Raw genomic sequence first — 12,682 nt, 5'->3', positions numbered from 1 at the left:
AAAGTTCGAATGTTGGGGTCAATTGGCAAAGGATACTTTTACGAGTAGCAGGTTGCAAGGTATTTCTTCTGCGCCAAGCCCCCCAGTGCCTGCCAACAAACTGGAGCCTACTCATCCAGCTTCAGTTTTTGTTTGTCTTTTAACAATTGGCTCCTCAGCTCATCATAACCCACCTCCTGAACTGGCAAGTGATTGTCGATTGCCAGAGAAACAAGAGTGCCTGCAGCCTGGCCCATGATCATGAATACTGGCTCCATCCGTATCGACCCAAAAGCGATATGTGAACTGGACACGCATACCGGCACGAGCAGGTTTTTACACTCATTTGACTTCGGCAATATGACGCCAAGCGGTATTTCGTACGACTTGTGCGGCTCCAGAAAATTTCCTTCGTTCTGCACTTCGCCATTATAAACTACCCTTTGCACATGGTGGGAGTCCGGCCCGTAGGAGGCCATTCCTATTGAATTTGGTTTGGTCACTGTCTCCTGACAGTCGGCTTGCGTCAGCACATGCCCGCCAATCATTCGCCTGGTTTCCCTAATGTACATTTGCGGCGTCCAGTTGCCTGAGTCGACATATTCATCCTTTGGCAGCCCGTATGACAGCATTTCGCCACGCATTGCTTGTGGTAACCGTGGATCGTGACCAAGGAAATAGAATAGGCCAATGGTGAAATCGTAGTGTTCTTTCCAAATACGCTCTCTGGTGGCATAGTCCCCCTCCGGGTAGTCCCAGTTCATTCCGTTATAATCGGTGGAGAAAGGCGAACCATGACCTCCATCATTGATGTCGGTTTTGAGGTTGGGAATGGCACTGATGGTCAGCACCTGACTGATTTTCGTAAGCTTTTTCAGCTCGATATACCGGTACAACAATTCATACTGCATAGAGTCATAGTTGTCAGGTCTCTCGATGGGAATTTTGTTGGGTTCGAAAGTAGTAAGGCAGGTTCTGAAGTTGAATGCCTGAATTTTGTTATCGCCCTGTCCTTGCTCGCCCATGGGCACGTCTTGAATGGTGGGAAGCAATTGACCGTTGTCATCATAAGGAGAGATTTCCGGCCCAAAAAACTGCTTAGGCTGCCTTACCTTAATAGTTGGCCCCAGAACACCGGCAAGAGACTCATTATAGGTATCCCGACTTTCCCTGCCTACGTGGTAAGATACGTCGGCCAATGCCAACAAATCGCCTTCGTAAGAAGCATCTATAAAGAATTTGCCGATAAATACTTTTCCCGATTCTGTCTTTAGCGCTTTGATCTCGCCGTTCTTCTTTTGAACACCCTTTTTCAGGTCAATACGTTCATTGTAAACCACTTCTATCTTCTGTGGAGCTGAGGCTATCATCTCCAGCAGTATCTTTTGAGCCACTTCCGGCTCAAACGTCCACATAGGGCCACGTTCTGAAATGGCGTGATTGCCGTTTAGCTGGTACGATGAACGAGTCTGTGCTTTCCACACTGATTCATCCTGATAATACTCATGTACTCTTTGAAAGAATTCTAACGATATACCTCCTATCGTCTCCTCATTGCCGATATCAGACCAGCCAAGCCCACCACTCATTGCACCTCCCAGGCGACCTCCCGGCTCGATGATGATGGCCTTCTTTCCCAAGCGGGCAACTTGAATAGCTGCAACAACTCCGGCCGAGGTTCCACCATAGACCACAAGGTCATAGGATGGGCCTTTTTTTGCTGCTGGTGCCTGCTGATGAAAAGAGGTGGCCAGAAACAGCATGGCAAGCACACAGCTAACTATTTTTAGCTTCATATTCTTGATTTTAATCAGGTTATAACAAATCAACAATGGCTTTGATTGAAAGGAATGGAGGTAATAGGGTGGCGCAATAGCTTACGCTCACCCATTTACCAACCAACCTAGTTTTCAATAGCCTGGATTCTGATCCTGCTGAGTAATAGCGGGATTGTTGTTGATCTCACTCTCAGGAATTGGCCAAAGCATACGCTGATCAATAAATGTTTTGCCAACTTCAGCAAAAGCTTCCTTGACCCGATTTGTTCTTTTCAAATCCCACCAGCGACGACGCTCTAAAATAAATTCGTAGGCCCTTTCCTGCAGTACCGTTTCAATAAATTCATCTCTACTCATGCCACTTGGATAATCAACCGGCGAGGGCGCCTGAGGAGCATATCCGTAGGCCCGGCGTTTGATCATATTTAGTCGTTCCAGTGCCAGTGCCGAAGGTGCTCCGTCAGCCATTGCCGAGGCTTCCGCATAGAAAAGAAAGGCTTCGGTGAACCGATAGACGGGAACACTGTAAATGCTAAGTCCCTCGGAATTGGTTATGAATTTCTTAAAAAGAACGGGTGCTGTAGACGGTAGCGACACCCAATTACCGGCTGCGTTTTGAAACTCCCGGTACAAGTTGAAGGGCTTTCTAAGGTCATTGTCATCCCAGCTGGCACCAATGAATGAGGTAGTGTCTGGCAACCAGGCAAAGAACCCAGAGCTACTATAGTTATAGGGATAGTTGCTTCCCATGTGAATATAAGTAGGAATTGCTGATCCGCTTATATCAGAGTGGTGAACCGACATGATGTCTTCAGGGCTGGTTTCTGCAGCAAATATTTTATAGAAATCGTTGGGCACGCTAACAGAAACAAGTGAATAGGGGCCGCCAGTTATCACTTCATCAGCCTTTTCCGCTGCCAGCGCCCAGTTTTCCGTTGTCAGATAAACATGGGCCAATAGCATTTTCGCCGCCCAAACGGACGCCTTTCCGGTTTCGTTTTGTACAGATCCGAGCCCAGCCTCTGCCGCTTTGGCGTCGTCGATGATCAGTTGGTAAACAACTGCCTCGGGCTCTCTTGGCGAAGACAACTCAGACAAGTCTTTACTCTCAGTTGTTTTAACTGGAACAGGCCCCCAGCCACGCACCAGCTCAAAATACGCAAGTGCCCGAAGAAAATGCGCCTCGGCCAGGATACGTTCCCGAGCTTCCTCAGAGATGTTTTCAATAAGAGGCACGTTATCCAAAACAGCGTTGGCTCTGTTGATAGCACTATACAGTGTGCCCCAATTAGCGTTTGCCCGGCCAATATTTTGTTGATTTAATACCTGATCAACAATAGATATGGGTGCTTGTGACCCCCTACCATTTAAGTAGTCGCCCTGAAGCTCCGTCATCAAATAGTTAGTAATCCCGTAAAAATCCGGACCAACTGAACTGTAGGCGCCATTCAGGGCACCCTGGGCATCTGCTTCATTCTGATAATAGTTTGCTCTCGAAACAAAGTCCTTCGGAACTTCATCCAGCATGTCGGAACATGACAAAAGGAAAATTGACGATACTGCTGTGATGGCTATGCCATATATGTATGATATTCTCTTCATGACTGTCAGATTTAGAAGTTAATTTTCAAACCAATGGAAGACATTTTCGCATTAGGGTAGCTACTTTGATCATGCCCCATTTCTAAACGACTGGAGATATTCGATGACTCGACACCCTTTGTGTTGACTTCAGGATCAAGACCTGTGTACTTGGTGAAAGTAAACATGTTGGTGCCCGACAAATAAATCTGTGCCTGGTCAGCCCAATTCATCCCCCAGTTTTTCACGGGTAGGTTGTAGGCCAACCTGATGGATTTAACTCTCAGGTAATTTCCCTGCTCAATGAACCGATCAGATATGTCAATAGCTGTTGCCGAGCTGATCTTGGGGTATTTGGCATTTGGGTTGGGGTTTTCCTCGGTCCAGTAATTCCCAAGCAAGTCCCGAAACTGGTTGTTGCCACGCTGGAATGAATTCAAGTGGGTGCCGTTGGTAGCATTGAATATTTGATTACCATACACGCCCTCGAAGAATACGTTCAAATCGAAACCCTTGTAAGTGAGATGAGAATTGATCCCGTAGAAGAAACCAGGGTTGGGGTTGCCGAGGATGGTGCGATCAAGCGAGTTGATGATACCATCGCCGTTCAGATCCATATACTTAATAAAGCCCTGATCGGTCAATCCGTCTTCCAAATAGCCATAAAAACTTCCTAATGGCTCGCCTTCTCTGGCTATGTTGGTGCTCGACCACAAAGCACCTTGCCCCGCACTCAGGATGTCGCTGCCTCCTGCAATTTCTACTACCTTGTTTTTATTGGCCGAGAAACTTGCTGTTACATCCCAAGTGACTGCACGGGTCAGAATGTCGGTATTCACCGTAAATTCAAAACCCTGATTCTCAATTTCGCCGACATTCTGAAGAATAGAGCCAAATCCAACTGATGGAGGAAGTGGTACCGATGCGAGCAGGTCAGTGGTATTCTTCTTGTAGTAATCGGCAGTGAACCGCAAACGGTTGTCGAGCATGCCGAAATCAACGCCTATGTCCATCTGTGCAGTGGTCTCCCACTTCAAATCGGGATTCGATATTCCTGAGGGGCTAAATCCTATTGAGGGGCTCTGGTCGGCATAGATGGCCCTGACAGAGTTCATCCGATCAAGTGACTGGTAAGGAGACAACGCAGTATTTCCGGTGATTCCGTAGCTGGCCCTTAGTTTCAGGTCGCTCACTGCTGTGACATTTCTCATGAAGTCCTCTTCTGAAATTCTCCAGCCAATAGCTGCTGAAGGAAAGACGGCCCACTTGTTGTTGGTGCCAAACCGTGAAGATCCGTCCGTTCTCATGCTAACTGTAAGCAGGTATTTGTCATTGAATGAGTAGTTTGCCCTTGCCAGCCAGGAAGCAAGTGTCCATTCGGAAATCCCTGAACCAGGCGTATTGATCGTTTCGGCAGCCGCCAGGTTGTAATTCCTGGTGGTGTTATTTGAGAACCCACTCACGCCAATACCAAAACTTCTGTTCATGTCTGTCTGGTAGGTATAGCCAGCCACTACACTTAGGCTATGCAGATCGTTAAAGGTCTTGTTGTATCGCAAGGTGTTTTCATTCAGGAAAGAGCTCCTGTAGTAGTTGTTTTGCGAAGCTGATCCCCTGTCGTTCTCGAAAATAATTGGCGAGAAGTAGTCGCTAAGTGTGTAAGCGTACTCAATTCCCAAAAGGGTTTTGAATGAGAGGTCTTCAGTTATCTTCACTTCGAAATTAGCATTTCCGACAACATTGTTAGACAGGGCATCCGTTTGATTTTGAGCAAAAATCATTGGGTTTCTCATGTCGGCAGAGCCAAAGTTGTATGCCTTCTCAATTTGTGTGGGCAGGCCATTCTCGTCATACACTGAAAGCGTTGGAGGGGCCGACGCTGCAGCGGAGAGTACTGTTGTACCACGGTAGCCATTATTAACCGGCACAGATAGCTGCTGTCTTCTGGAAACGTTCAGGTTGACACCCGTTTTCAGCCAATCATTGACCTCGTGATCCAAATTCAATCTTACTGAGCCTCTCTTTGCTCCTGTGTTTATCAGAATACCTTCCTGATCAAAATAATTACCTGAAAGGGAATATCGTGTCTTCTCCGATCCTCCCGAAAATGCGATGGTGTGGTTCTGAATAGGCGCAGCCCTCAATACTTCATCCTGCCAATCGGTTCCGGGGTTTTGTACGGCATTTACATCGAAAAAGGGGGTTTGACCACCATTTTTCAACCATTCGTTGGCAATCACAGCATACTCTTTGGCATTCATCAAGTCGTACTGCTTTGTCGCTGTTTGAACCCCATAAAAGCTATTGACTTCTATTTTCCCTTTTTGATTTGTAGTGCCTCGTTTGGAGGTAATAATTACCACGCCGTTGGCGCCACGGGCACCGTAAATGGCGGTGGCAGAGGCATCTTTCAAAATGTCGATGGACTCGATGTCGGCGGGGTTTAGGAAGTTGATGCCACCCGTCATAGGAAAGCCGTCTACCACGTATAAAGGCTGGTTGCTGCCAATCATTGAATTACCACCTCGTATGCGCACCTCAATTCTTCCACCGGGTTCTCCCGAGTTCTGCGTTACCTGCACGCCTGCGGCACGTGCCTTGAGGGCTTGCTCTACGTTGAACACTGGTACGGCCTGTAGTTCTTCGCTTTTCACTTGGGCTACCGATCCGGTTATGTCTGCTTTCTTCACTGCACCGTAGCCAATCACAACAATCTCCTGAAGCGCCTGAATATCAGCCTGTAGCGTCACGTCTATTGTGCTCCGTCCGGCAATAGACACTTCCTGGCTCTGATAGCCAACAAAAGAAACAATAAGGCTTGTTGCATCATTGGGTGCTAGCAAATTAAAGCTCCCATTAATATCACTGATAGTGCCCACTGCCGTTCCCTTTACCACAATCGTTGCGCCAGGCAATGGGTCGCCATTCTCGTCAAATACCTTTCCTGATATCGGTACGTCGGCAGTGAAAACACTTATCACCTCTTCCACCTGATCGGAAGTGTCTTCCTTTTTACTCACATGGATGTTGTAGTCTATTCGCCTGAAGTTCATTTTGGCTTTTTGAGAAACTTCCTCGAGAATGTCTCCAAGAGATTTGTCGGTGGCGCTGATCGAGACCTTCGAATTGAGATCGACCTGATCGCTATTATAGGTGAACTTAAAATCCGTTTTTCTTTCGACGTATTTAAAGAACTGGGAGACTGTTTTGTCTTGCTGATAAACATCCAGCTTGATCTCGTATATACTCTCCTGGGCAGCAATATCTCCCGCATTGAGCAAAGAAATAAAGAACGCCTGCACAAATATTCCATATAGCATCAACCTGGACATAAGAATAATTTTCCTCAGTAGTGCATTTTTCATAATTTTAAATGTTTTAGTGAATCCTATTTTACTAAGCACCTTGACCAATACATTTAGTGGACGCCAATCAACTGGAATGAATTGATTAAGGAATGGGGGCCGGGAGTTTTCTTCCGGCTCTCTCTTTTAGGGGGAGTAGGTCATTTCGTGTTTCATAGTTAATTGGTTTGTAGTTTAATGGTAATTTCTTCGTTGTCTATTGAGTAGGTGAGCTGAGAGGTATAACAGATACCCTCCAGCACTTTTTCCAGGGAGGCATTTTTGAATTCGCCAGTGTAGGTTCCCTGCAATATTTTATCAGAATCAAGCTTGATACTCACGCCATACCACTTCTCAAGCCGCCTGAATACTTCTTTCAGCGGGTTGTTTTTAAAGTAGATAATGCCATCTTTCCAGCCAAACTCCTCTTTTTCGTTAAAAGTGGTTTTGTTAAGGTTTTCGGTGTCTTTGTACAACACTCCCATCATGTCAGGATACAGCACTTCCTTTTGCCCTCTCCGACTCTTTACCTCCACCACTCCTGAAAGCACAGATACTTTTACCGACCCTGCCTCATCGTAAGAAGAAATATTGAAAGAGGTTCCCAACACTGTGGTGGTCAGTCCTCCAGCTTCGATAACAAAGGGGCGGTTTTCGTCTTTGGTCACTTCAAAAAAAGCTTCTCCTTCCAGCACTACCTTTCTCTCCTTGCCCTCAAATGGCTGGAGGTACGAAAGACTGCTTCCCGCATTGAGCTTTACGATAGTGCCATCGGGCAAACCGACGGTTCGCTTCTGCCCAAGCTCGGCAGTCTTGATAACAGTGGAAGGGGTCACTTGTACAACCTCAGGCTCCTTTTCTCCGGGCATCATAAAGTAAATGGCCACGGAGGCGACAATTGCCACAACGGCAGCCACCCGGAGCAATTGCCTCCAGGCAAACCCGGTTCCGATCTGGTGGTTGCCCAGGTCAGCCTGCGCCCGCATAATGTTCTCCAAAATGCTGGAGTTGTCTTCTTCAGAAAGAACGTGCTCGTTCTTGTAGGTGGTTGAGAGTATGATTTCTCTCGCAAGCTCAATCTGAGGTAGTTTTTCCTGGTTCTGCCTGATCCAATCCTGCCAAAACTTATCGGATTCTCTCGATGGTCTCAAAACCCAGTTCGTAAAGTACTGGTCTTGTAAAAATTGTTCGACGGTGTATTCGCTATAGTTCATTGAATGCCGATAAGTGCCCGAGCCTTACTGGTAAGCCCGCTTTGATAACCCTGGTTACAGTTATATAAAGGCAAGCACTCTCAAAATGACCATAGCATTTTTGAATATTTACACCAGAAGATAGTATAATCAAAAAACACACGATGAAACAGCAAAGAATGGTGGGTTTCTTTGCCAAATTTGCAACACCCTACCCCTTGAAAAGACCGAGGTAAAACAGCAGGAGTGGTAGCAAATCGGATTTGTAGGGGGTTAAAAATTCTGTCATGGCAGAAATAGCCCTGTAGAGTAGTGCCCTCGCTGACTTCACTTTACCTATCTCCATCAGGTCACTTATTTCGGCATAGCTGAGCCCTTCATAGAAATAGAGCAGGACGGCTTCACGCTGAGAAACAGTTAACGCATTGATCGACTTTTCCAAAAGCACCCGTTGATCTTCGTCTAGCTGATTCTTCAGCAGCACCAACTCCGGCGAGATGCTAACAGCAAATGATCCCTGTTCCTGAATGTCATCAGTAACAAACAACCTGCTCTGCTTTTTGAGCGCTCGTACCAGCTTCCGGCGCAAAGACTTATACAGATAAAATTTGACCGAGGTAGTTGAGCCCAGGCTGGCTCTGCTTTTTATCAACTCTATAAAAAGATCCTGGATACTGTCTCTTACCAACTCGTGGTTTTTGGTAAACTGACAACCATAGTTGTAAATATCTTTCGAATACAGGGAGTAAATTTGAGACAATGCCACCTCGCTCCCCCTCTTAAAATCCTCCCACAAAGCACCTTCGTCAATACTCCCCACCCTCTCTTTTGCTTGCAACCCGGCTGTGTCAGGGAGATTGAGAAAATGTGATTTCAAGGTATTGTCCTGTGTAGGTATTGAAGACATGGCTCTAAATCTGGTAAAAAAAAATCAAATCTTCAATTCACTGATGATCCTAAAAAACAGACATCTGAAAGTCTGAAAGGCTTTACCCTCGAAAAGAATATACCAGCGGAGCTATTGTGGACAGATGTGGTTGGAAAAACTTAAAACACCGAAAAACAATGATAAAGCATAAGCTTTCCTAATTTTAGGTTCTCTATGAAAATCGACGAAAACAAGAGCCTGCATCGCTATCACACGTTTCATCTGGATGTAAAAGCCAAATACTTCACCGAGGCCAAATCGGTTGATGAGCTAAAGGAAATTATCAGTTCAGACATCTTTAAAAGTAATTCTCATCTAATTCTTGGTGGCGGCAGCAACGTTCTGTTCACGAAAGATTTTGATGGTCTGGTGGTAAAACTTTCGTTGCCAGGGGTTCGGGTTCAAGAAGAAAGCCAGGATGAGATCGTTATAAAAGTAGGAGCTGGCGTGGTGTGGCATGAGTTGGTAATGCATTGCGTGGCGAAGGGCTGGGGAGGCATCGAAAATTTATCGCTGATCCCGGGGACGGTAGGTGCAGCACCCATGCAAAACATTGGAGCCTACGGCGTAGAGATCAAAGACGTGTTTCACAGCCTGGAGGCAGTAGAGATTGAAACAGGCAAAACGAGAACTTTTAGCACGGACGAATGTGAGTTTGGCTACAGAGAAAGCGTTTTCAAAAAGGCCCTAAAGGACAAGTTCATCATTACATCAGTCACTTTTGTGCTTCAAAAAGAGGCTAAAGTCAACACGAAGTACGGTGCCATTAATGAGACGCTGGCAAGCTGGAACATCGAACATCCTACTATAGCCGATGTGAGCAGGGCGGTCATTCACATCCGCCAATCGAAGCTTCCAAATCCTGAGGAAATTGGCAATGCAGGCAGCTTTTTCAAGAACCCAACCATTGCAAGTAAGGCTTATGAGGCACTCAAAAGCGATTACCCGGCGATTCCAGGCTATCCGCAGGAAGACGGATCAGTGAAGGTACCTGCCGGGTGGCTGATAGAGAAAGATGGCTGGAAAGGGAAAACTATTGGGCAAATTGGTGTGCATAAAAACCAGGCCCTGGTGCTGGTTAACTATGGAGGCGGTAAAGGGGGCGATATCTGGCAGTTGGCGCAGGAAATCCAGGCTTCTGTAAAGAAGCGATTTGATGTTGAACTTTTGGCTGAAGTGAATATTGTATAGCTGAACTGATAGCCCCTTATTTACCCCATCTCTTTACAATATCTCCATAGGCGTCTATCCTTCTGTCTCTGAAAAACGGCCAAATCCTTCGAACATCCTCTGCCCTGCCCAGGTCAACATCCAGCACCACATTTTCCGCCAGATCGGACGGACTTACATACAAAAACTCTCCCTGCGGGCCTGCCACAAAGCTGTGTCCCCAGAAGCGGCTGCCATTCCCTACTCCGCTAAAGTCGGGCTCAAAGCCTACCCTGTTCACACTCACTACCGGCAAGCCATTGGCCACAGCATGGCCTCTCTGAGAAATGATCCAGGCGTCCTGCTGCCGCTTTTGTTCTTCCTTGGTATCGTGCGGATCCCAGCCGATGGCTGTTGGGTAAATCAGCAGATCAGCCCCGGCCATGGCCATCAGCCTTGCCCCTTCCGGATACCACTGATCCCAGCACACCAACACACCCAACTTCCCAACGGAAGTTTCCACGGGATTGAAGCCCATGTCACCTGGCGTGAAGTAAAACTTTTCGTAGTACCCCGGATCGTCAGGAATATGCATTTTGCGGTAGGTCCCAGCAATAGTTCCGTCTTTTTCCAGCACCACGGCAGTGTTGTGATACAACCCAGGCGCCCTTTTTTCAAATAGGGATGTCACTAACACAATGCCCAGCTCTTTAGCAATGACACCGAACTCTTCTGTGGAGGGGCCCGGAATGCTTTCGGCCATATCGAAACGGTTGACATCCTCAGCCTGGCAAAAGTAGACACCGGTATGCAGCTCCTGCAACACCACTAATTGTGCACCTCTTCTGGCACATTCCCTTATGCCGGCAATGCTCTTAGCCACATTGTCTTTTCTCACTTCGGAGCAAGATTGCTGCACATAACCAACTTTCAGTATTTTCTCTGCCATGGTTTTTCTGGTTTTGAAATTTATACAACTACGCCCACTGGATATTGCATGGTTACACAATGTAAGGAGCCATGCTGGAGGATCAAAGGCCTGCAGTCGATGCCCACAATTTCGTGCTGAGGAAAGGCCCTTTGAATGATGGCCGCCGCCTTCTGATCCTTAGGCGAATTGTAAAATGGAACCAAAACAGCCCCATTGATGATCAGGTAGTTAGCGTACGTAGCAGGTAGACGGTTACCATCATCGTCAAATGCCACATCGGCCATCGGCAGTGGAATCAGCTCATAAGTGATTCCGTTCGAATTGGTCAGGTTTTGCAACTCTGCCTCCATTTTTTTCAACGCCTGGTAGTGTTCATCGGCGGTGTCGTCGCATTTCACATACAGTATTTTGTTGCCAGGCACTAACCTCGCCAGTGTGTCAATATGTGAGTCGGTATCGTCGCCGGCCAGGTACCCGTTATTCAGCCAAAGCACCTTGGTTACACCAAACAACTCCTTTAGTTTGTCTTCCACTTCCTGCTGCGATAGGTGTGGGTTTCTGTTGGGAGAAAGCAAGCACTCAGTGGTTGTGAGCAACGTCCCAGCTCCATCCGTTTCAAAGGAGCCTCCTTCGAAAGCCAGACCAGCGTGCTTCATTGGCACCTTACCAAAGATGCCTTTTTCGTGAAGCCTGCCTGAAATCAGGTTGTCCTTGTCGGCAGCAAACTTCAACCCCCAGCCATTAAAAACAAAGTCGAGCAAAACAGGCTTACCTTCCTCTTCAATACTGATAGCACCATGGTCTCTGGCCCAGGTATCGTTGGTCGGCAACTCTACCAAAATCAGGCCCGCTGACTCCTCACCAATCTGCTTTCGCACAACCTCGCTGTCTTTGCATACCACCACCAGCTTTTGCCTTTTCAATATCTCTCTGGCGATGGCAACAAAACATGGCACCACAATGTCCATGTCCTCAGCCCAATCGCTCTCTTCATGTGGCCATGTCAACTGCACCGCACTTTGCTGTTCCCATTCTGCCGGAAGGCGTCTGTTTATCATGGTGCAAATATAGATTTCTGGAAATTAAATGAAGAATAAACAAGGGAGCTCAAATAACAAATAGCAAGCATCAACACTCAAATAAAAACGGAGCGAAGAAACACGAAACTCCAAAAAGCACTGCACAACCATGCTTACTATGGCAGGCTTATATTTGCCATTTGGAGCCTTGGTGCTTAATTGAAATTTGAGTTTTGGCTCCTGGGATTTCCACTAAATCATGTGCGTGACGTTGGTCAATGTGCCTTCGTACTTCACTGCCTCCACACCAAATTTCCTAAGGAAGTCGATTCCTTCGTCGTTGGGAATACCCTTGTGTTCGGCGTACGACTTGAGGTAAATCACTTTGGAAATGCCCATGGTGTAGATAATCCTGGCGCAGGAAAGACATGGGGACAGCGTGACGTAAATGGTGGCACCGTCAACCGTCGCCTTATTTTTCACTGCGTATAGTATTGCATTCTGCTCGGCATGAATCGCCAATGAGCAGCCGCCTTTCGAATCCCGGGGGCAGCCTACCTCCGGCCACTCCAGATCGCAGTTGTGCGTGCCCGCTGGCGGCCCATTGTAACCTATAGAAATGATCCTGGTTTCCTTGGTAAGCACAGCCCCCACATGCCGCTTGATACAATGAGACCGCTTGGCAAGGTTCACTGCCAATTCCATATAAATGTCGTCAAATGCGGGTTTTTCCATCAGGATGAGGGGCCTTGCCAGGTTTTGAACTTTTACCGGAGATAT

General features: G+C 47.0%; 9 protein-coding genes. 1 reads left to right on the top strand and 8 read right to left on the bottom strand.

Features of this window, described 5'->3' with window-relative positions; all coding sequences use genetic code 11:
- Nucleotides 1-107: 107 nt before the first annotated feature.
- From RIF36_RS16915 to RIF36_RS16895, 5 genes are all read right to left on the bottom strand, one after another.
- The gene (locus RIF36_RS16915) at nt 108-1,775 is read right to left on the bottom strand and encodes an FAD-dependent oxidoreductase (RefSeq protein WP_350119422.1); all 1,668 of its coding nucleotides are present in this window, start codon (nt 1,773-1,775) and stop codon (nt 108-110) included.
- 114 nt (nt 1,776-1,889) lie between these two features.
- A complete protein-coding gene (locus tag RIF36_RS16910) occupies nt 1,890-3,359 on the bottom strand; it encodes a RagB/SusD family nutrient uptake outer membrane protein (RefSeq protein WP_350119425.1) in 1,470 nt (489 codons plus the stop codon).
- An 11-nt stretch (nt 3,360-3,370) separates the two neighbouring features.
- On the bottom strand, nt 3,371-6,703 hold the full coding sequence (locus RIF36_RS16905) for a SusC/RagA family TonB-linked outer membrane protein (protein ID WP_350119427.1): 3,333 nt from the start codon (nt 6,701-6,703) through the stop codon (nt 3,371-3,373).
- 158 nt (nt 6,704-6,861) lie between these two features.
- Nucleotides 6,862-7,896: a FecR family protein gene (locus tag RIF36_RS16900; protein WP_350119430.1), complete on the bottom strand. Its 1,035-nt coding sequence runs from the start codon at nt 7,894-7,896 to the stop codon at nt 6,862-6,864.
- Between the two features lie 190 nt (nt 7,897-8,086).
- Entirely contained in the window at nt 8,087-8,782 is a 696-nt protein-coding gene (locus RIF36_RS16895) for an RNA polymerase sigma factor (RefSeq protein WP_350119433.1), read from the bottom strand.
- Between the two features lie 195 nt (nt 8,783-8,977).
- Between RIF36_RS16895 and murB the strand changes: the two genes are divergently transcribed.
- Nucleotides 8,978-9,994: a UDP-N-acetylmuramate dehydrogenase gene (gene murB / locus RIF36_RS16890; RefSeq protein ID WP_350075744.1), complete on the top strand. Its 1,017-nt coding sequence runs from the start codon at nt 8,978-8,980 to the stop codon at nt 9,992-9,994.
- Nucleotides 9,995-10,010: 16 nt separating this feature from the next.
- Here the strand turns inward: murB and RIF36_RS16885 are convergent, their stop codons facing one another.
- The 3 genes from RIF36_RS16885 to RIF36_RS16875 all read right to left on the bottom strand — a co-directional run bounded on the left by RIF36_RS16885 (nt 10,011) and on the right by RIF36_RS16875 (nt 12,637).
- On the bottom strand, nt 10,011-10,901 hold the full coding sequence (locus RIF36_RS16885; protein ID WP_350119436.1) for a carbon-nitrogen hydrolase: 891 nt from the start codon (nt 10,899-10,901) through the stop codon (nt 10,011-10,013).
- Between the two features lie 20 nt (nt 10,902-10,921).
- Nucleotides 10,922-11,941: an agmatine deiminase family protein gene (locus RIF36_RS16880; protein ID WP_350119439.1), complete on the bottom strand. Its 1,020-nt coding sequence runs from the start codon at nt 11,939-11,941 to the stop codon at nt 10,922-10,924.
- Between the two features lie 213 nt (nt 11,942-12,154).
- Nucleotides 12,155-12,637, bottom strand: a complete 483-nt coding sequence (locus RIF36_RS16875; RefSeq protein WP_151997368.1) for a deoxycytidylate deaminase — start codon at nt 12,635-12,637, stop codon at nt 12,155-12,157.
- Between the last annotated feature and the right edge of the window lie 45 nt (nt 12,638-12,682).

Source organism: Imperialibacter sp., assembly GCF_040222815.1.
Lineage (GTDB): Bacteria > Bacteroidota > Bacteroidia > Cytophagales > Cyclobacteriaceae > Imperialibacter.
Note: the sequence above shows the minus strand (reverse complement) of the source record. Positions and strands in the feature narration are given on the sequence as shown.